Here is a 19,892-nt window from a genome sequence, read left to right on the forward strand (position 1 = left end):
CGTGTCGGTGCCCCTCGACGGCTACGGCGCGCGCTGGTTCCGCGTGGTCACGGAGGAGTCGCGCCGGCTGGTCTGAGCGGAGGGGCGGGGCTCTTCTCGACAGTCCAGGAGTCGTCGCAGTCGCGCTCGAGTGCGACGACTATCGGCGTTTCGAGGGGGCGGGGCGGGGGACGGAGGACGAAAGCGGCACCGCACGAAACGTTACGCACCCCAGTCCACGGCATCATTGACGAGACCGCCCTCCGCCGCCTACCGTGAAGCGCAACGTTTCGCCCCCGCCGCCGCACCAGGAGGATCCGCATGGCCCCCACTCCGCCGAGCCACCGCGTCCTCGCGAGCGGCAGCCGCATCCCCGCGATCGGCGCCGGCACGTTCGGCTCCGACCGCTACGACGCCGAGACCGTCGGCCTCGCGGTCGAGCACTCCCTCCGCGCCGGCTTCCGCCTCCTCGACTGCGCCACCGTCTACGGCAACGAGCCGCGCGTCGGCCGGGCGATCGCCGACTCCGGAGTCGACCGCGACGAGCTCTTCGTCATGTCGAAGATCTGGAACGACGCGCACGAGCCCGCGGCGGCCGTCGCCTCCGTCGAGCGCTCGCTCGCCGACCTCGGCCTCGACGTGCTCGACGCCGTCTTCGTGCACTGGCCCTTCCCGAACCACCACCCGCCGCACGCCGAGACCGACGCGCGCGATCCGCACGCCCGCCCGTACGTCCACGAGGCGTTCCTCGAGACCTGGCGAGCGCTCGAGAGCCTGGTCGACCGGGGCCTCGTCCGGCACCTCGGCACCTCCAACGTCACCATCCCCAAGCTCGAGCGGATCCTCGCCGACGTCCGCATCGCCCCGCAGCTGAACGAGATGGAGCTGCACCCCTGCTTCCAGCAGCCGGAGCTGTTCCGCTTCTGCCTCGACCACCGCATCCAGCCGATCGGCTACTCGCCGCTGGGCTCGCCGTCGCGGCCGGAGCGCGACCGGGTGGAGGGCGACATCGTCGACATCGAGCACCCCGCGGTGCGGGCGATCGCCGAGGAGCGGGGCGTGCATCCGGCCGTCGTGTGCCTCGCCTGGGCGGTGAACCGCGGCCAGATCCCGATCCCGTTCGCGGTGAAGCCGGAGCAGATCGAGGCGAACCTGGCCGCCGCCTCCCTGGTGCTCACGGCCGAGGAGCAGGAGGCGCTGCGCGGCGCCGAGCGCAACAACCGGCTGATCAAGGGCCAGGTCTTCCTCTGGCCCGGCAGCACCGGCTGGCTCGACCTGTGGGACGCCGACGGCACGATCCCGGGCTGGAGCGGCTACGGCTCGCCCCGCGCCACCCTGTGACGTGGCCACCTACAAGGACCTGCAGCGGCTGACCGGCCTCTCGCTCTCGACCATCTCGAAGCACTACAACGGGCTCCCCGTGCGCCCCGAGAACCGGGCGGCGATCGAGGCGGCGGCCGCCGAAGTCGGCTTCCGCGTCAACGGCTTCGCTCGAGGCCTGCGCTCGCGGCGCTCCCGCACGGTCGGAGTGCTGCTGCCCGCCCTCGACAACGAGTTCCACCTCTCGATCATCGCGGGCCTCGAGCGGGCCCTGCGCGGAGAGGGCATCGGCGTGCTGGTCGGCGTGAGCCGCCCCGAGCCGGGAGCCGCGGTCGACCTGCTGCTCGAGAAGATGGTCGACGGGATCGTGGCGGTGCCGTCCGCGGGCGACGTCGACGCGCTGCGCCGCGCCTCCGAGCAGGGCACCCCCGTGGTGGCCGTCGACTGGATCGACGACGCACTGGTCACCGATCGCGTCGCGCTCGACAACGCGGGCGCCGGCGCCTCCGCCGCCCGCCACCTCCTCGACCACGGCCACCGCTCGATCGCGGTGCTCGGCGGGGAGGACGGAGTGTCCTCCACCCGGGAGCGGACCGCCGGCTTCCTCGCCGCCCTGGCCGAGCGCGGCGTGCACCCCGCCGTCGACGCCGTGGTGCGCGGCCCGCTGACGGTCGAGAGCGGGGTCGCCGCCGTCGAGCGGATCCTCGCCCTGAGCCCCCGGCCGACCGCCCTGTTCGCGAGCAACCGCGAGCTGACGGTCGGCGCCCTGATCGCCCTCGGCGACTCCGGGCTGCGCGTGCCGACGGACCTCTCCGTCGTCGGCTTCGACAACGTCGAGCTGGCCCGCGTGGTCCGCCCGCACCTGACCACGATCGCCCAGCCGACGGAGGCGATCGCCGCCGAGGCCGCCGCCCTCGTCCGCCTCCGCCTCGACTCCGGGGCGGAGCAGCCCGGCCCCCAGGAGCGGAGGCTTCCCGGCCGCCTGCTCGCCGGCTCGTCCGTCGCCCACCTCCACGACCTCTAGGAGCTCCTCTTGCTGACCACGACCCTCCTCCACCCCGAGATCCTGCACGCGCTCGCCCGCGCGGGCCACGGCTCCCGCGTCCTCATCGCCGACGGCAACTACCCCGTCGGCACCACGCTCGGACCGAACTCCGCCCTGGTGCACCTGAACCTCCGGCCCGACATGCTGACCGTCGACGAGATCCTCGACGCCCTTCTCTCGGCGATCGTCGTCGAGGAGGCGACGGTCATGACCCCCGCGCCTGGGATCGACGTCCCCGCGCAGGACGCCTTCCGCCGGTCCCTCGACGGCGTCCCCTTCACCTCGCTCGAGCGGCACGCCTTCTACGCCGAGGCGCGCACGCCCGACGTCGCGCTCACCATCGCCTCGGGCGACCGCCGCATCTACGCGAACCTCATCCTCACGATCGGCGTGCGCCCGGCCGACGCGTCCTGAGCGGGCGGGCGGGGCGTCGCCCCGCCCGACCCACTCCCTGAGAGTCCACGAGGCGTTCTCACGGCCGGCATCCCTACTCTGGTCGGCGTGGATCTCGACACCCTCCTCAACATCGGCCTCGTCGTGCTGTTCGTCCTCCTCGGAGGCGTCTTCGCGGGCACCGAGATGGCCATCGTCAGCCTCCGCGAGAGCCAGGTCCGCGCGATCGAGGCCGGCAGCGAGCGCGGCCGGCGCATCGCCGAGCTCGTCCGCAATCCCAACACGTTCCTCTCCGCGGTACAGATCGGTGTCACGCTCGCCGGCTTCTTCTCCTCGGCGTACGGCGCCTCGACCATCGCGCCCGACCTCGTGCCGCCGCTGCAGTCGCTCGGCCTCTCGGCCTCCGCCGCCTCGACCGTCGCCCTGATCCTGATGACCCTCGTCATCGCGTACCTCTCCCTGGTGCTGGGCGAGCTGGTCCCCAAGCGCCTGGCGATGCAGAAGTCCGTCGCGTTCACCAAGGCCCTCGCGCCCCCGCTCAACGCCCTCGCGCGCCTGATGCGCCCCGTGATCTGGCTGCTGTCCGTCTCGACCGACGCCGTCGTCCGCCTCCTCGGCGCCGACCCGCGCGAGAAGGGCGAGAGCGTCTCGGCCGACGAGGTGCGCGACATGATCTCCAGCAACACCGAGATCCACGAGGACAGCCGCCGGCTGCTCACCGACATCTTCCGCGCGGACGACCGCCGCGTCGCCGAGGTGATGCGCCCGCGCCCGGACGTCGACTTCCTCCGCGGCGCGCTCAGCGTGGCCGAGGGCTACGCGGCGGTCCTCGACCAGCCGCACTCGCGCTACCCGGTGGTCGGCGACGACTTCGACGACGTCCTCGGCTTCGTCCACGTTCGCGACCTGATGTCCGCGTTCCCGGAGGCGGGCCGCGCCGGCACCGCGAGCAGCGTCGCCGACATCACCCGCCCGATCCTCGCGGTCCCCGGCACGACGAAGGTGCTCGCGGCCCTGCGCACCATGCGCCACGACGGCCACCAGATCGCCGTCGTCATCGACGAGTACGGGGGAACCGACGGCATCATCACGCTGGAGGACCTGCTCGAGGAGCTCGTCGGCGAGATCTACGACGAGTACGACGGCGCCCGCCAGGCGGTCGACGCGAAGGCGGCCGAGCAGCTGCACGACGTCGACGGCGGGATGATCCTCGAGGACCTGGCGGAGCAGCTGGGCATCGAGCTGCCCGAGGGTCCGTACGAGACGGTCGGCGGGTTCGTCCTCGACCGGATCGGCCGTGTGGCCGTCGTGGGCGACTCCGTGCTCGTCGGCGACCACCTGCTCCGCGTGGCCGAGACGGACCGCTACCGCATCTCGCGGCTGACCCTCGTGCCGCAGCCCGCGTCGGAGCCGAGCCCGCCGACGACGCCCGCCGTCTGACGGGCGACCGGCCGCCTCTAGGGCAGAGGGCCCTCCACCCAGCGCGTGGCGGCGCGGCCGCGGGCACCGGGCTGCGCGATCCACAGTCCGCCGGCGTGCGGATGACGCGCCCGCTCGTCCGCCGAGAGGTCGCGTGATGCGGAGGTGACGACCGCGATGTCCAGGTCCTCGCCCGCGAAGGCGATGCTGGAGGAGTGCGGGGCGTCGATCCTGATGCCCGCGCCCTCGACCGGGCTGCCGTCGGCCTCGAACACGCGGACGCCGCTCCCGCCCCAGACCGCGACCCACACGCGGCCGTCGGCGTCCACGGTCAGTCCGTCGGCGAACACGCCCTCCTCGAGCTCGACGAAGGGCTCGCGCGGGCCGTGCTCGGCGTCCGCGTAGGAGCGGCGGTGGATCACGCCCGACTCGGTGTCGGCCGAGTACAGCACAGAGCCGTCCGGCGAGAAGCCGAGTCCGTTCGAGAGCCGCAGGTCGTCGTCGAGCACGGTGACGGATCCGTCGTGCTCGATGCGCAGCAGGACGTCGTCGCCCGCCGACTCGCCGAGGGTCAGCGAGCCGACCAGGAGGCGCCCCTGCGGGTCGATCGTGCCGTCGTTGAAGCGGTGCCCCTCCGGCAGCAGCTCGGAGCCGCGCGTGAGGGAGCCGTCGACCTCCAGGATCGCGAGCCGCCGGGTCAGCGCGACGAGCGTCCGCCCGTCGCCCAGGGGCAGCGCGGCGCCGACCTGCTCTCCGACGTCGGTGCGCGAGATCGCTCCGATCCCCTCCGCGGTGACGGGGGCGGACAGGACCGCGCCGGCCTCGATGTCGACCCAGGTGAGGCGGGCGGTGTCCGGATCCCAGACGGGCCCCTCGCTGAGGACGTAGGTGGGGGTGCCCGCGGGCGTCGCGTCGATCATGCCTCCACGCTAGGCCGAGGAGGCGGGCGGTGTCAGGCCCCGCGGGACGGATCCGGGCTCGCGTCCACCGCGCCTCGCTCCGGATCCGGGCCGATGAGCTCCGCGCCTCGCTCCGCCTCCGGGTGGGCACCGATGCCCGGGATACACCCGCTCGGCGGTCCGTGACAAGGGGTGAATAGCCCGGCGATATGGAGCCGCCCGCGGGTCTAGTGTCGTCTCGCCGCGCTCGGGACAGCGTTCCTCCGCAACGACGCCGGGGCGACAGGAAGGCGCTCGCCATGTCGACATCCACCAGTCCGCGCGGCCCGGTCCGGAGCCTCGTGCCCGCCCGCATCGACAGGCTCCCCTGGACCCGCTTCCACTGGTCGATCGTCGTCGGCCTCGGCTTCTCGTGGGTGCTGGACGGACTCGAGATCCAGATCGTCGCCTCCGCCGGCTTCGCGAAGGAGTTCGGGCTCTCGGCCTTCGAGGTCGGCCTGCTCGGCACGATCTACCTGTGCGGGCAGATCGCGGGCGCCCTGATCTTCGGGCGACTGAGCGACAAGCTCGGGCGGCGCAAGCTGTTCATCCTGACGCTCGTCATCTACCTGGTCGCCAGCGGCCTGGCGGGACTCGCGCCGAACTACGTCTTCCTCGCCGTGTTCCGCTTCTTCGCGGGCATGGGGATCGGCGGCGAGTACGCGGCGATCAACTCCGCGATCGACGAGCTCATCCCCTCCAAGTACCGCGGCCGCGTCGACATCGCGATCAACGGCACCTACTGGGGCGGCGCGGCTCTGGGCTCCGCGGCCAACCTGTTCTTCCTGAACGACGCGCTCTTCGCCGAGAACGTCGGCTGGCGCCTCGGCTTCTTCCTCGGCCCGATCCTCGGCCTGGCGATCATCTACCTCCGCCGCCACATCCCCGAGAGCCCCCGCTGGCTGATGACGCACGGCCGCGAGGAGGAGGCGGAGCGCACCGTCGACGAGATCGAGCGCCGAGTGGAGGCGGAGGGCGGCGTGCTCGAGCCGGTCGACGACGCGAAGGCGATCACCGTGAAGGCGACGGAGAGCATCCCGTTCCGCACCATCGCCAGGGTGCTGCTGCGGCAGTACCCGAAGCGGACGCTGGTGGGCGGGACGATGATGATCACCCAGTCGTTCCTCTACAACGCGATCTTCTTCACCTACGCGCTGGTGCTCGAGAACTTCTACGGAGTCGAGCAGAGCGCGATCTCGTACTTCTTCTTCCCGTTCGCGATCGGCAACCTCGTCGGGCCGCTGGTGCTCGGCCACCTGTTCGACGTGTGGGGCCGGCGGAAGATGATCTTCCTCACCTACGGCGTCTCGGGAGCGGTCCTGGCCGTCTCGGCGGTCCTCTTCAGCATGGACGTCCTGACCGCGACGACGCAGACGATCCTCTGGTGCGTGTCGTTCTTCTTCGCCTCCGCGGGAGCCTCGAGCGCCTACCTCACCGTGAGCGAGATCTTCCCGCTCGAGCTGCGCAGCCAGGCGATCTCGTACTTCTTCACCCTCGGCCAGATCGCCGGAGCGGTCGCCCCCGCCCTCTACGGCGCCCTGATCGGCGACGGCAGCGACCGCGGTCCGCTGACGATCGGGTACTTCGTCGGCGCCGCCGTGATGATCCTCGGCGGCGTGATCGCCCTGATCTTCGGCGTCGACGCCGAGCGCCGCAGCCTCGAGAGCATCACCGAGCCCCTGTCGACCGTGAAGTCCTGAGGGCGGATCGCCGCGAGGCCGGGAGCCGTTCCGAGGCGTCTCGGAGCCGGCGTCTCGGGGCCGGCGTGGGCCGCCGTCAGTGGGCCGGGCGGTAGCCGGTCCGGTCGTCGGGGGTGATCGAGCGGAGGACGCGGGCGGGGACGCCGGCCGCGATGGTGAGCGGAGGAACGTCGCGGGTGACGACGCTGCCCGAGCCGATCACGGCCCCGTCGCCGATGGTGACGCCCTGGTTGATCGTGACGCCGCCGCCGATCCAGACGCCGTCGCCGACGACGACCGGCTTCGCGGTGCAGGCGCCGGCGGCGCGCTCGGCCGGGTCGAGGGCGTGGTTCGACGTGTAGATCGAGACGCGCGGGCCGAACAGCACGTCGTCGCCGATCGTGATGGGGGCGCCGTCGAGCAGGATGCAGTCGAAGTTCGCGTAGAAGCGGTCGCCGATCGTGATGTTGAACCCGAACTCGCACCGGAACGTCGGCTCGAGGTGCGCGTCCGCGCCCACCGAGGCGACGAGCTCGCGGAGCAGAGCCTCCCGCTCGACCGGGGGACGCCCGAAGCTCGCGTTGTACGCGTTCGAGGCGAGGACCGCCCGCTCGCGCGCGGCGACGAGCTCGGGGGTCATGTCGTCGTACACGGCGCCGGTCAGGATGTGCGCGCGCTGGTCCTCGAGGGTCATCGTCGTCCGTTCGTCGGTGTCGGCGCCCCGACGGGCGCCCGCCGCCCACGCTACGGGGCCGCCGCGCGCCGGGACACCGCCTCCTCCGCCGACGCACCGCTCCTGCAGCGGTGTCTCGATGACGGAGCGGCGTCTCGGCGCCATCCCGCAGCAGGAGCGGCACCTCCGCGCCGCCACTCCCCCGCCGCGCAGCAGGCGTCAGCCCACGTGCACGCCCGGCCGGCGGTCCCGGCGGGACTCCGCGCGGCGGAGGACCTCGCGGGTGACGGGGGCGACCTCGCCGGTGCCGGTGATGAGGAAGCGGAACATGTTCGAGATGGGGCCGCCCTCGGTCCACTCGAAGTAGACGTCCGGGATCACGCCGGTGAGGTCGCGGATCTCGAGCAGCACCGTGGCGATGGTGTTCGGGATGTTGCCGCTGGTCACCGTGAGCACGCGGAAGCCGTGGCAGACGCGGCCCTGCACGACCAGGTCCTCCTCGAAGTCGGAGGAGTCGGTGGTGTGCACCTCGAGGAAGAGCACCGGCCCGCGCATGGGCAGGTTGCTGTCGCGCTGCTCCTCCGCCAGCTTGTCCCGGTACTCGGCCTCGGAGCCGTCGTCGGGCTCGTTCGCGAGGATGCGGATCACGCCGTAGTCGTCGGCGTCCGTGGTGAGGAAGTCGATCGCGGCGGCGTCGAACACCACGGAGGTGGCGCGCAGCTGGAACGAGCGGTGCACGCGCGAGACGAGCGAGACCGCGAGGATGCCGACGATGAAGACCGCCGCGATCCGCACGCCGTCGGGCCGCTCGACCACGTTCACGACCGTCGTGTAGACGAAGACCAGCGCGATGACCGCGAAGCCCACGGCGCGCTTGCGCTGCTTCCTGCGCTTCGCCGAGAGGAACACGGCGACGGACGCGGAGGTGATCAGCACCAGCACGCCGGTCGCGTAGGCGCCGCCCTGCGCGTCGACGTCGGCGCGGAAGAGGATCGTGATGACGAAGGCGACGACGGTGAAGACCAGCACGAGCGGACGGACGGCGCCGGCCCACTGGGGAGCCATGCCGTAGCGGGGCAGGTAGCGCGGGACGATGTTGAGCAGGCCGGCCAGCGCGGAGGCGCCCGCGAACCAGAGGATGCAGATCGTCGCGATGTCGTACACCGTGCCGAAGCCCTCGCCGAGGTACTCGTGCGCGAGGTAGGCCAGCGCGCGGCCGTTGGCCTCGCCGCCCGGCTGGAACTGCGCCTGCGGGATGAGCAGCGTGGTGACGAAGCTCGAGGTGATGAGGAACGCCGACATCGTGACGGCGGCGGTGATGAGCAGCCGCTTCGCCCCGCGGATGCGGCCGACCGGGGCGTCCTCGGTGTCGCCCGCGTCGCCGCGGATCTGCGGCATGACCGCGACCCCGGTCTCGAAGCCGGAGAGCCCGAGCGCGAGCTTGGGGAACACGATGAGCGCGATGCCGACCATGATCAGCGGATTCCCGTGCTGGGTCGTGAGCGCCGACCACCAGTCGCCGATGACGACGGGGTTCTCGGCCACGTGCCCGATCGCCACGGCGATCACGATCGCGTTGAGCAGGAGGAACACGGCCACGAGCACGACCGCGATCGAGATGGCCTCGCGGAACCCGCGCAGGAACACGATCCCCAGCAGGGCGATCAGCCCCAGCGTGAGCGGCACCTCCGCCCCGTGGAACCAGGCGGGGGCGAACGGGTTCTCGACCGCGTGCGCCGTCGCGTCGGCCGCCGAGAGGGTGATCGTGATCATGAAGTCGGTGGCCGCGAACCCCAGCAGCACGAGCACGAAGAGCTTGCCGCCCCACCAGGGCAGCAGGCGCTCGAGCATCGCGATCGACCCCTCGCCGCGGAAGCTCTCGCGGGCCACGCGGCGGTAGACGGGGAGCGCGCCGAGGAGCGTCAGCACCACCAGGACGATCGTCGCGAGCGGAGAGACGAGGCCCGCGGCGAGCGCCGCGATGGCCGGCTGGTAGCCGAGGGTCGAGAAGTAGTCGACGCCGGTGAGGCACATGACGCGCCACCACGAGTGCGTCCTGCCGGTGGCCGCGTGGGGGCCGGGGTGCGCTCCGGAGTCGTCGCGGAGGCCCTCGAGGAGCCACGCCTTCACCCCGCCCGCGCGCGCGGAGGAGAGAGGGGAGGGTTCGAGGGCGTCGGGGTCGCCACGGACGACGGAAGAGGTCACTGGATGTTTCTACTCGCCGTGAGGAGCGCGCCCGCCCGGAATGAGCGGATCCTCACGCTTTCCTCACGGGTAATCGGCTGGGGAGGGACGTCGGCGCGCGATCCCGCGTCGTGAGGGGGTCGTGAGCGTCGCGCGAGCGGACCGTGCGGATCGGCCCGGTGCGCGTCCGCGTTCCGTCAGGATCCCCTTGCACCCGCCGTCGCGGGCAGACGATGGCGCTCGTGCACCTGCTCCTCCGCCTCCTCGACGCCGGTCCCCGCTGGGGCCGCCACACCGTCGGCGCGAGCCGGTACGGCGTCGTCCGGAGCGAGCTCGTCGTCTTCGCACCAGGCACCTCCGTCGAGGAGCGCAGGCGCCTCCGCCTGCACGCGGCCGGTCCGCAGCTGGTCGTGGCCGTGACGGCCGCCGGCGCCGTCGGGACGCTCGCGCTCGACCGGCTGCCGCTCCTCCTGCTGGCCGCGCTCGCCCTGCCGACCGCGTCGCTCCTGCTCCTCTCGGCCCGCTCGACCCGCCGCCTCCGCCGGGCCTGCGCCCGTCGGCTCGTGATCGCGGACGTCGACTCCCCCGCCGTCGCCGAGCAGGCGGCGATCGCTGCCGCGCTGCGGCGGGCCGACAGGCTGCTCGACGCCGGCGTCCTCACTCCGCTCGAGCACGAGGAGGTGTGGGCCTGCGCCCACGACCGGGTCGCGGGCCGCGTGGCTGACCGCCGCTCCCAGCCCCGGGCGGGAGGATCGGGGACGTCCGCCACCGATGGGAGCCCCTCATGACCACACCGCGCCGCGCACTGATCCTCGTCGACGTGCAGCAGGAGTACTTCAGCGGCCCGCTCGAGATCCAGTACCCGCCGCACGCGCAGTCGCTGCCGAGGATCGCCGCCGCCCTCGACTCCGCCGCCGCCGCGGGCCTCCCGATCGCCGTCGTCCAGCACAGCGCGGGCGAGGGAGCGCCGGTCTTCGACCCGTCGGGTCCGTCCTTCGCGCTGCACCCGGAGATCGAGAAGCGCCGCTCGGACTCGTGGAAGAACGTCACGAAGCAGTTCGGCACGGTCTTCGCGGGGACCGACCTGCTCGACTGGCTCCGCGAGCACGACGTCGACACGATCACCCTCGTCGGCTACATGACCAACAACTGCATCCTCGCCTCGGCCGCCGAGGCGGAGACGCACGGGCTCCGCGCCGAGGTCCTCTCCGACGCGACGGGCGCGATCGCGATCGCGAACGACGCCGGCACGATCGACGCGCACTCCCTGCACACCACGCTGATGGCGCTGCTCAACTCGAACTTCGCCGCCGTCGCCCCGACCACCGTCTGGATCTCGGCGCTGAAGGGCGAGTACACCCTCCCCATGAGCAGCCTGCCCGAGTCGGCGACGGCGGGCGCCGCTCGCTGACGGGCACTCCTCCGGACGGATCTGCCGGCTCTACTCTCGGTGCATGGCCCTTCTGCACCGTGCGACGATCACCCCCGGGAAGCTCGAGATCGTGGAGGCATGGGCGCCGACGCAGCCCTGGTGCGAGGGCGGCGGATTCACGCAGCTCGGCGCCTACCGGTTCGACGACCCCGATGGCGAGGTGGGAGTGGAGACGCTGATCGTCCAGTCGACCGGGCAGCCGCCGCTCCAGGTGCCGCTGACCTACCGCGGCTCGCCTCTCGCCGGCGGTGACGCGCATCTCCTCGCGACCGTCGAGCACACCGTCCTCGGTCGTCGCTGGGTCTACGACGGTGCCGGCGACCCCGTCGCGATCGCCGCCTTCGCCACGGCGATCCGCACCGGCGCCCGGGAGGTCGAGCAGCATTTCGAGGAGGACGGGCAGCGCATCGTCCGCCCGCCGACCGCGACGGTGCAGGGCAGCGGATCAGGCGCCGGAGCGTCCGGGCCGCCGTCGACGGTGCTCGTCCGCAGCGACGCACGGACCACCACGACCTCGGCCGACGGTCTGACTCTCGTCCTCGCGCGGGTCCTCGCGCCGCCGTTCCTCGAGGGCGAGGAGCGGCTGACCGGCAGGTGGAGCGAGGCGCTCCCCGTCACCCTCGCCGTCCTGGCCTGAACCGGCTCCGGTGGTCCGCCGCCCTCCGTCGCCCGGGTCGTGGGCGACGGACGGCGGCGCGCTCCGGGAGGACCTGCTCAGTGGCCGCGCAGTGCCGCGACGGTCCGAGTGGGACTAGTCGTTCAGGTGCGCGATGGCGTAGTCGGCCTCGTCGCTCGTGAACTGCTCCCCGTACTCGCTGGTCAGCTGGTCGCGGATGGCCTCCGGCGCCATCGCCATCTGGGCCTGGTAGTCCTTGGCCTTCGCCAGCGCGTTGGCGTTCCAGTCGGCGGAGACGGTGTCCACCGCGTACTGCGCGGCCTCGGGCGAGAACTGCTCCCCGTACTCGGAGGTGAGCTGGCCGTACAGGCCCGCCTTGCTCATGTGGAGCATCTCGGAGTAGCTCTGCGCCTTGATGAGTGCCGAGGCGAACTCGGGCGAGACCTGCGCAGCAGCCGCCGTCTCGACAGGGGCTGCTGTCTCGACGGGTGCGGGCTCCGCCGTCTCGACGACCGCCGCCTCCTCCGTGGCCGGCGCGACGGGAGCGGTGGTGGGCTGGGACGACTCGACGATCACGGCCGCCGGGCGGTCGCTCGAGGCCGAGTTCACGGCGGCTCCGCCCGCGTGGCCGGGTCGGGTTCGTGGCTGTTCTGCTGCCGGTACTCCTTTTCGAGCTGCTTCGTGGTCTCTCGGATCACGGCGGAACGGGAGGAGAACGCGGACATCAGCTCGGTGTCGATACCGGCGATCTCCATCACCGGACGCCGCCCGTCCGCCACCACTCGGGCTTCGACGGCGACCCCGAGGCGGTCGCGGGGAGCGGCCATGACCTGCTGGTTGTAGAACTCGGACGCAGCGACCGGCTGCTTGTGCAGCAGCGCCCCGTCGGTCGCCCACCAGTTCCCGTCGATGCCCTGCACCTTATTCGACACGACCAGGTGATCGTGCAGCTGAGGATCCCCGGTCCGCGAGTCGTAGTGCCGGAACCTGGACGCGATCAGCCCCCCACGCACATCCTCCTGCGCGACTCCATCCCGGCCCGTGCGCGTCGCGATCGCCCTCTCCTCCAGGTACCCGACGGCCGCGGCGATCGCATCCTGATGCGCCTGCTCGACCTGCCGGCGGGTCTCGTCATCACCTAGCGCCCACAACACCGACACGGACTTCACGGGCGAGAACACCAGGTCATAGCCCGCGACGGCCTGCTGCTGCGGGCGCTGCGCGGCGGTGATGAACCGGCCCAGCTCCTCCTTGTCGACCGGGTCGCGACCCTTCGCATCGCGGAACGGGATCGCGCCCTCCTGCACCCGGATCCGGCGCCGCTCGTCCGCGTCCGGCTCCCGATGGTGTATGCGCGTGAACGCCTCGTACCCGTCACGGATCTGCGCCCCGAGGCCCTCGTCCTTCACGTCGTACCGGTAGTACGACGCCCCGAGCTTCACCGACCGCTCTGACTCGCCGGCGTCCAACAGCGCGTCCGCGTTCGGGTGCAGACCCTCGCCGTAGAGGGCCTTCGTCTGCGCCTCCGTGACCTCCCCGCGAACCTCCCGCGCCGCGTCAGCGGCGAACACCGGGCGGCTCTCTGCGTCCAAGCCGACGGTCTCGCCGAGGCCGGCGAGGCCCGCGCCCATCCACGCGCCCGCCGGATTGCCGTCCGCGGTGCAGTAATCGCCGAGCTTTCGCTCGCCGCCACGGCGCACGTCAGCGGTCGCCACCTCACGCGTGTAGTAGGTGTAGCCGTCCCCCGCGGACTGTTTGTGAGGAGTCATCACCTTTTGAGAGTACCCGGAAGGTCAAAGATGCAAGAGGTGTGACGACCCAGAGACCGAAGAATGAGGGAACGACCTGACGAGGAACGAGAAAGACGGGTCAGGCCGGAACCCACCGGGTTCCGCGCGGAGTCGACGCCAGAAGCCGAACGAAGTGAGCGCGGCGTCGACGGTGCGGCCAGGAACGAGCACGCGACGGTGGGCGGTGGGAGCACAGCGGACGCCGTCCACGGGTGTGTGCGAGTGAGGCCGCACCGCGAGAGCAGCACCCGCAGGGTGCGACCGAGCAAGAGGCGCCTTCGGAGGCAGCTCCGCCGCGGCGCGCGTGCGCGCTGCTACCGTCGGAGACGCTGGCCGATCGCGCGGGCCGAAGTTGTGGGCGTTAGGTCCGGGGCGCCGCGGCTCCTCGTCACTCCTTTGGGAAGGTGAACAGCGCTCCGAAGGAGAACTGGTGGAGAAGGTCCGTCGCGATGGACCTCGCGGAAACGAGCCTCTCTGAAGTCGGGACGCCTGCTTCGATCGTGGTGAGGATCGGGATCGGTTCCAGGACTTCGCGAGAGCCCTCGAGGAGTCCATGGTCTCCGTGTCGGTCCGGTCCGTGCGCTCGAAGACCCGGAGGAAACTTCTGGGCCGCCAGCATATCGACGCGCGCGACGTATCGACCGGAGCGTCCTTGCTGCTTCGATCGCGCTTCAACCAGGCCTACGAGATCGCGGGCGAAGCCTTCGACTACCTCGACCTGCACGTAAGCGCGGCCGTCGTTGACGGGATTCGACTGGAACGCATCGACGCAGAGCGCGATCGTGCCGTCGTCGTGAAGCTCGACTCGAATGCTCTCGCCGACGGAGGCCACGTCGTTCGTTCGGCGATCCTCGAAGATCCGCCGTCTGAGACCCAGCCTCTGCGTGCTCCCGGTGTAGCTGGCCCATTGAAGGGGCGATCCGAATGTTTCTGCGCCGACGAGTTCGGTCGACCGGTCTTCTGCCTCGCTGAGGACGTCGAGGAACTCGCGGCTCGTGAGGGGGGTGGAGTCGATTCCCGGGCCGACTTCAGGGCGGGCGACTCCCACCAGCCAGGTCTTCTTCGTCCGGTCGAGGCCGTGCATCGCCTGCGCGACACCCTCCTCCAGCTGTGCGCTGAGGGACGCGGCGGTCTGGAATCGCTTGGAGTACGCGTGAGCGAGTTCCGGCTCAGCGAGCCATCGGGTCTCGGTTCCGTACCGGACAGGGGCCCTCAGCGTGTTGTCACTCGAGCTGACGAAGTGCGGCGCGTTGGTGCTCGCGGGGATCGTGATCGCGATCTGCCCGACGGCCGCATTGTCAGCGGACGGGATCGGGGTGACATCCAGCGGGGCGACGACCGGCTTCAGGTGGGCGCCGGCCCACTGGCGCAGCCGTTGCAGCTCGGGCTCCGAGATGTCGATGTCGTTGATGGCCTTCGCGGTACCTCTGCCACGTTTCTCTTCAACGCCCATGACGATGATGCCTCCGGACGCGTTGGCCATCGCGGCGATGTCCTTCGCGAATTCACGGGCGGCGTTGTCGCCGCCGGCGGCGGCGGGGGCACTCTTCTTCCAGTCCAGATTGTCGGACTCGGCCAGGTTCACCTCGATCGCTTCGTCGATCAGCTCGCGAGTGAGAGGGGAAGGCTCGCGGCCGAGAGCTCGGTGGAGCGGTGTCATCACTGGTTGCACGCGGCCAGGCTCTCACGCGCGCGACGTTCACGGGCAGTCCCGGCCGAGCTGTTGGAGTGCTGCTACCGTGCTGGGCAGGTCAGGGTTCCCACGCGCACGTCTGGGTGTGAGCGTTCGGTGTTTGGTGTGGAAGGAACCGGCCTGATGGGTGCTCGACGAACGAAGACCGCTGCGCAGATCGACGCGCGGAAGAGGGCGCGGGATCGTGCCGCCGTGTACCGGGAGCGCGAGGAGAAGCTCGAGAACCTTGCGACCGACTACTTCGCGGCCATTGATCGTGAGGACGCGATCCTCGCGAAGCTCGAGGAGGAGATCCGGAGGCTGCGCGCGGCATCGGAGGAGCAGGCGACGGCCGCTCGCCTCGACGCCGCGAGGGCGATCGCGGGGATGGACGCGTACGTCTCCCCGGCCGAGACCGCGGAACGATTAGGGATCACCTCGGCGAATGTACGCGCGGCGATACGAGCCCTCACCGAAGCGACAGCCACGGCCCCAAGCCCCACGGAGGACGCCAATGACGACGCCTCCGACGCTCACGAGCGTGAGCACGACTCGGCTGGCGAGATGGAGGTCACGGCGTGAAGGGCATCTGGGGAATGCGGGCGCTCCTCCTCCGAGCAGTAGCCCTGCTGTTTGTGGTCTATCCCGTCGGGAGCGCGTTCGGGACCGTCGGCGCGGCGGTGTGGGCGAACAGCCGCGACGCGTTCGGCGGGGTCGCTGTTGACTCCGAACTGGTCATTGGCGCGGGATTAGCAGCCGGATGGTCGACCGTGGGTCTCGTGCTCGCGCTCGGCGCCGCTCAAGTCGCGCTGCGGTGGATCAAGACGGCTCTGACGATTCCTACCACCCCGATGTATTCGGGAGATGGAACAGCCGCATCCGGTGCGGTGCTTCCGGAACGCGACCGGGCTTAGAAGAGCACAGGAAGGTCCTCGTCGATGCCGACGAGGACCTTCCGCAAGCTCGAGCACGAGGGCCCGTAGCGCCCGCGCTCGCGCACCGCGCTCGAGTCGGCCGGCGCCGGTGGACTGCGAGCGTCGTCGAGGGGCCTCCGTAGCGGCCATGCCGGGTGCAGTCGATCTTATTTGCGCGCCCATCGCCCTCGCGCAGATGCTATATCGCCTCGTCCGCGTGCACGCACAGCGGCACGACGCACCAGGACTCATCACGTCCCGCTCGAGGGCGCGGCCGGCAATCTTCTCGAATGCGTACCGCTGAGGCCGGAGGACCTGCTGCCCGCCGTCGACGGTGCGCGTCCACAAGCGGCGGTAGCCGTCGTCGCCGGTCGCTCCGGTCCAGATCCAGCAGTCGTCAGGTTCGGGGCCCTTCACGACGCGCGTCCGCTGACGAAAGCCCAGGGCTGTCGCGATCGGCCCCCTCGCGGAACATGCTGGGCCCATTCGGGTACCACCACGCGACGCTCCGGCCTAACCCCCTCGAGCTCATGTATCGCACGCTACACCGCCAAGCAGAACACCGCTATAGAGCCTCACGCTCGACCGTCACTATCTACTAATCTTCGAGCGCGGCACCCGCATCGCGTAACCGATTGATTCCGTCGACTTGAGAGCGGAATCTCGCCCCTGCAGGATTTGCAACCAAAACGACACCTTCGTACCAATCGCAGGCTAGCAACTCCTCAATTTGAACGACAAACGTCGTATTTGAAAGGTCGATCTTTCTCCATCGCCCCGCCTCAGCTTGCGCCCTTGTCATCACAGCCTGATGAGTTGGATTTCGCCTAATGCGTCGGGGCGCATACCCACGAAGGGATATGTCCCCAATTGCCTCCGAAATATCTAACGACCAACTCGAGTCATCTGGCTCGACCCTTAGCGCCTGAGCAAACTTCTGCGCGAGGGGGGAAGCGGTCGGCGCAGAGACACCCTTTTGGATAACGAGCGGTGAGAACTTCCCCTTCAAAATTACTCGATCAAATTCGCACCCATTTATAAATCCCGAAAAAATGTCTGCGCGCAAATTTTCGACAGTGACGTTTTGTAGTACCGCCCCTGACAAACTACTACTCTTGCCCACCACGTTCTTAAGACGTAGGTTCCGCAGTAAGGGCCTTCGCGCAATATCCTCCGTCAGCTCTGTTGAGCACCCGGAAAGCCGCAAACCGTCGACACTGAAGTTTTCGGTCACGGATCCGGCCTCCGCCACGAACCGGTCAATTTCTAACGATTTGATCAACTGCCATACCTCCACTGTCTGTACGTCGCGATTCTATCCGGTCCCACGTACCACCGCTTTAGATGTCTTGCTACAGTCTTCTCATTATCGGTTGTAACTTCGTAACCCTTAATATTCTTATAAGCTACAAAATCCGGCATGTGCGCGCCGCCAATATATTCGAAATAGAGCATGACCTCCTTCTTGGAAGCAACATATCTTTCTATTGCTTTACCATTATTAACGGGTCCAAGCCAAGGCCTCGTCGCTTCGGCGGATCGTTCATTATCTGTCAGCCAGCGGTCGCGCAGAGCCGGGTCTGCGGCCATCTCAGCCCTAGCTTGTGTGACATTTCTCTGCAGAATATCAATGAGGGGTTCACACCCCCGAGTTGTTACAACTCGATCACCGTTGCAATCTGCATTCTTCTTTGTGGCGGTAGCAGCGTCAGTAACGGCAACTGACTCCACCCTCTCCGACGAGTAGGCGGAAGCAACACTCGCTGCTAACGGCCCGCACGCTTTGGTAAGAGGAGTGCCGGCAGCGACGCAGGATCCGCCAGCGGTGCCAACTGCAGCCGTGCAACCAGCTCGGCTTCCGCCGGCAGCACAGGCAGCCTGCGGCCCTCCGACTGCTACACCTATTGGTGCTACGTCTGTCCGCACAAACTCCTGAGGAGGTGAGTTCCTGCTCTACCTTCGCCGGCGCCGTGACCCAGAGGCCTCTCGCCTGTACCTCGCTGCCGACGAACTCGATCTCCTGCTCTACTTCTTTCAGAAGGGGCTCTACGTCGAACCCGACCCGACGCTAAAGCAGCTACCCCATCTGCGGGTCCGTGAAGCACGAACAGCAGACGTACGGCGTCGCGCGCGGCAGCAGACGCTCATCATCACGAGTCTCACCGACCCGCTCGATGCATGGCACGAGGCGCAGATCGACCCCATGAAGCCGCGTGCTCCGAAGCCGCGGAGACTCGGAAGCCCGATGAACGCCCTCGCGGACGAGCTCCAGCGGCGCGGCGGCGTCGGATGGTTGAGCCTCGGAGCGACGCTGATCTCGGGATCGACGAAGACACAGAGCGATTGGACACGGCTCCCAAAGAAGCTGATCTATGAGTCGACGGGAAAGCCGCGCTCGTGGACCGCGCCGTTCGGGACCACGCCGGAGGATGCCTGGCTCCTGGTCTGGGCGACCTTGCCTGAGGACGCTAATCTCGCGGCGACCACAAACGATTTTCAGCAGTATTTGAAGGCAAAGAAGTACCAGCTAGAGCTGCGGCGCGGCGCAGTCCTCCTCTATGACGAAGTCACCCGTGGCCTCGTCGACGTAATGTACGACGGAACGCTGCCCACTCCCGATCCGCAGATGGATGAAGAGGTGAAGAGGCTGCTCCCGATCGCAAAGTTCGCGAGCGGGCAGCGTCCTCAGCCGAAGCGCAAGAACAGGAAGTGAGGTCGTGTTCACGCGAGAGAGTTCAGCTCGTCTGGTCGGTCTCGTCGCCGAGGGTCGCGATCAGGCGAGCACTGGCTTTGCTCATGTGGGTTTCCAATGCCGAGCTGGCCGTGTTCGCGTCGTGATCGCGGATAGCCTGTCATCTGCAGGACATCCACCAGTTGGATGAATCGGGGAGCTAGAACAGATCGCGCAAGTCGTGGCATTCCTCGCATCGTTCGCGGCGAGCTTCGTCCCACTGTTCGAGACAGAGAGGGGCCAGCCGAAGTATTTCAGGCAAGGATTGAGACAGTCGGAGTCTGTCCGCAACGCTGAAATCGACGTTTTCGATCGATGCGTCAGTCTTCAGTAGCGTGGCGGGGATGAAAGTCCCGGCTTGGTCTGCGTACCTGCCGCGATCCAGATGCATGTCCAGAAAACGATCACCGCCGTCGACTCGCTAGAAGCCAGCTCGCTCCCACGCCGGAGCTTGAGGATCGCCGGCACACCTCGATTTTCGATCGACGCGTACTCCCCCTCGAGGTCGTGAGTGAGCACGAGGGGATCGTCGGCGCCTCCGACGACCGTCGCGTTGTTGATGCTCAGGGGATGACATGTCGTCGCTGCATGTCGCAGGACATCGAGCGTCCCTCGGTCATCTGCCCAGGCGCCGAGGTACGCCTTGGTTAACACGTGAGGGCGTCGCACTGGTCCAGCCATCTTCAGATCGTAGATCGCAGGATCAGCAGTGACGCCTCCTCGGCGCACGCACCGGCCCGGTGCAGCCCGTCCGAGTCGCCAGGGATCACCGCAGTGGTTGCTAGTGGTGAGTATGGACAGCTCCGAAGCCGGTCGTCTTCAGAAGCGAGGCGAGCACGGCGAGACCGCCGAGGACGACGCCGGTGATCGACATCGCCTTGGACTGGCCGCGGCGCAGGGCGAGGACGCCCAGGACGACGGCGGCGATCCCGACGAGTGCCCCGAAGACCGGGACGAGGCCGACGAGGAACGCGACGATGCCGACGACGAGTGCGGCGATGGCGAGGCCGGCCGGGCCGGTGCGTGCGCCGAGGAGGCGTCACTGCTGATCCTGCGATCTACGATCTGAAGATGGCTGGACCAGTGCGACGCCCTCACGTGTTAACC

At 69.3% G+C, this 19,892-nt stretch carries 19 protein-coding genes; 12 read left to right on the top strand and 7 right to left on the bottom strand.

Annotated elements, in window-relative coordinates; genetic code table 11:
- The first annotated feature begins 300 nt into the window (after positions 1–300).
- The 4 genes from C5C37_RS16330 to C5C37_RS16345 all read left to right on the top strand — a co-directional run bounded on the left by C5C37_RS16330 (position 301) and on the right by C5C37_RS16345 (position 4,177).
- A complete protein-coding gene (locus C5C37_RS16330) occupies positions 301–1,320 on the top strand; it encodes an aldo/keto reductase (RefSeq protein WP_104261686.1) in 1,020 nt (339 codons plus the stop codon).
- A gap of 1 nt (position 1,321) precedes the next feature.
- Positions 1,322–2,323: a LacI family DNA-binding transcriptional regulator gene (locus C5C37_RS16335; protein WP_104339284.1), complete on the top strand. Its 1,002-nt coding sequence runs from the start codon at positions 1,322–1,324 to the stop codon at positions 2,321–2,323.
- Positions 2,324–2,332: 9 nt separating this feature from the next.
- Complete coding sequence (locus C5C37_RS16340; protein ID WP_104225080.1) at positions 2,333–2,758, top strand: RbsD/FucU family protein; 426 nt, start codon at positions 2,333–2,335, stop codon at positions 2,756–2,758.
- Positions 2,759–2,845: 87 nt separating this feature from the next.
- Positions 2,846–4,177: a hemolysin family protein gene (locus C5C37_RS16345; protein ID WP_104273901.1), complete on the top strand. Its 1,332-nt coding sequence runs from the start codon at positions 2,846–2,848 to the stop codon at positions 4,175–4,177.
- A 17-nt stretch (positions 4,178–4,194) separates the two neighbouring features.
- On the opposite strand, the gene C5C37_RS16350 is transcribed toward C5C37_RS16345, so the two are convergent.
- A complete protein-coding gene (locus tag C5C37_RS16350) occupies positions 4,195–5,076 on the bottom strand; it encodes an SMP-30/gluconolactonase/LRE family protein (protein WP_104261684.1) in 882 nt (293 codons plus the stop codon).
- A 278-nt stretch (positions 5,077–5,354) separates the two neighbouring features.
- Between C5C37_RS16350 and C5C37_RS16355 the strand changes: the two genes are divergently transcribed.
- Positions 5,355–6,794 carry an MFS transporter gene (locus C5C37_RS16355; protein ID WP_104339285.1) on the top strand — a complete coding sequence of 480 codons (1,440 nt, stop codon included), beginning with the start codon at positions 5,355–5,357 and terminating at the stop codon, positions 6,792–6,794.
- Positions 6,795–6,870: 76 nt separating this feature from the next.
- On the opposite strand, the gene C5C37_RS16360 is transcribed toward C5C37_RS16355, so the two are convergent.
- Positions 6,871–7,467 (bottom strand): sugar O-acetyltransferase, encoded by a 597-nt coding sequence (locus C5C37_RS16360; RefSeq protein ID WP_104248278.1) that lies wholly within the window; start codon positions 7,465–7,467, stop codon positions 6,871–6,873.
- A 198-nt stretch (positions 7,468–7,665) separates the two neighbouring features.
- On the bottom strand, positions 7,666–9,651 hold the full coding sequence (locus C5C37_RS16365) for an amino acid permease (RefSeq protein WP_374952929.1): 1,986 nt from the start codon (positions 9,649–9,651) through the stop codon (positions 7,666–7,668).
- A gap of 221 nt (positions 9,652–9,872) precedes the next feature.
- On the opposite strand from C5C37_RS16365, the gene C5C37_RS16370 reads away from it, so the two are divergent.
- The 3 genes from C5C37_RS16370 to C5C37_RS16380 are packed head-to-tail and all read left to right on the top strand — an operon-like array spanning position 9,873 to position 11,699.
- Positions 9,873–10,418: a DUF6611 family protein gene (locus C5C37_RS16370; RefSeq protein ID WP_146078891.1), complete on the top strand. Its 546-nt coding sequence runs from the start codon at positions 9,873–9,875 to the stop codon at positions 10,416–10,418.
- Positions 10,415–11,041, top strand: a complete 627-nt coding sequence (locus C5C37_RS16375; RefSeq protein WP_104339286.1) for an isochorismatase family protein — start codon at positions 10,415–10,417, stop codon at positions 11,039–11,041. Before C5C37_RS16370 ends, C5C37_RS16375 begins: the two co-directional genes overlap by 4 nt.
- Before the next feature lie 43 nt (positions 11,042–11,084).
- Positions 11,085–11,699, top strand: coding sequence for a hypothetical protein (locus C5C37_RS16380; RefSeq protein ID WP_104227321.1), 615 nt, complete (start codon positions 11,085–11,087; stop codon positions 11,697–11,699).
- 114 nt (positions 11,700–11,813) lie between these two features.
- On the opposite strand, the gene C5C37_RS18000 is transcribed toward C5C37_RS16380, so the two are convergent.
- The 3 genes from C5C37_RS18000 to C5C37_RS16395 all read right to left on the bottom strand — a co-directional run bounded on the left by C5C37_RS18000 (position 11,814) and on the right by C5C37_RS16395 (position 15,140).
- Positions 11,814–12,287, bottom strand: coding sequence for an Ltp family lipoprotein (locus tag C5C37_RS18000; protein WP_104339287.1), 474 nt, complete (start codon positions 12,285–12,287; stop codon positions 11,814–11,816).
- Complete coding sequence (mobF, locus tag C5C37_RS16390; protein WP_104339288.1) at positions 12,284–13,447, bottom strand: MobF family relaxase; 1,164 nt, start codon at positions 13,445–13,447, stop codon at positions 12,284–12,286. Before mobF ends, C5C37_RS18000 begins: the two co-directional genes overlap by 4 nt.
- 409 nt (positions 13,448–13,856) lie before the next feature.
- Positions 13,857–15,140, bottom strand: a complete 1,284-nt coding sequence (locus tag C5C37_RS16395) for a helix-turn-helix domain-containing protein (RefSeq protein WP_146085262.1) — start codon at positions 15,138–15,140, stop codon at positions 13,857–13,859.
- A 144-nt stretch (positions 15,141–15,284) separates the two neighbouring features.
- Here C5C37_RS16395 and C5C37_RS16400 point away from each other — a divergent pair, with 144 nt between their 5' ends.
- A complete protein-coding gene (locus C5C37_RS16400; RefSeq protein ID WP_104339290.1) occupies positions 15,285–15,722 on the top strand; it encodes a hypothetical protein in 438 nt (145 codons plus the stop codon).
- On the top strand, positions 15,719–16,054 hold the full coding sequence (locus C5C37_RS16405) for a hypothetical protein (RefSeq protein WP_104339291.1): 336 nt from the start codon (positions 15,719–15,721) through the stop codon (positions 16,052–16,054). The genes C5C37_RS16400 and C5C37_RS16405 overlap by 4 nt, the downstream gene beginning before the upstream one ends.
- A 1,278-nt stretch (positions 16,055–17,332) precedes the next feature.
- Here C5C37_RS16405 and C5C37_RS17285 read toward each other — a convergent pair.
- A complete protein-coding gene (locus tag C5C37_RS17285) occupies positions 17,333–17,785 on the bottom strand; it encodes a hypothetical protein (RefSeq protein WP_146085263.1) in 453 nt (150 codons plus the stop codon).
- Positions 17,786–18,299: 514 nt separating this feature from the next.
- On the opposite strand from C5C37_RS17285, the gene C5C37_RS16410 reads away from it, so the two are divergent.
- Together C5C37_RS16410 and C5C37_RS16415 are read left to right on the top strand one after the other, a co-directional pair.
- Positions 18,300–18,767, top strand: coding sequence for a hypothetical protein (locus C5C37_RS16410; RefSeq protein ID WP_104339292.1), 468 nt, complete (start codon positions 18,300–18,302; stop codon positions 18,765–18,767).
- 811 nt (positions 18,768–19,578) lie between these two features.
- Positions 19,579–19,854: a hypothetical protein gene (locus C5C37_RS16415; protein ID WP_146085264.1), complete on the top strand. Its 276-nt coding sequence runs from the start codon at positions 19,579–19,581 to the stop codon at positions 19,852–19,854.
- The last annotated feature ends 38 nt before the right edge of the window (positions 19,855–19,892 follow it).

Origin of the sequence: Rathayibacter sp. AY1F9 (assembly GCF_002932155.1) — a bacterium.
In the GTDB taxonomy this organism is placed as follows: Bacteria; Actinomycetota; Actinomycetes; order Actinomycetales; family Microbacteriaceae; genus Rathayibacter.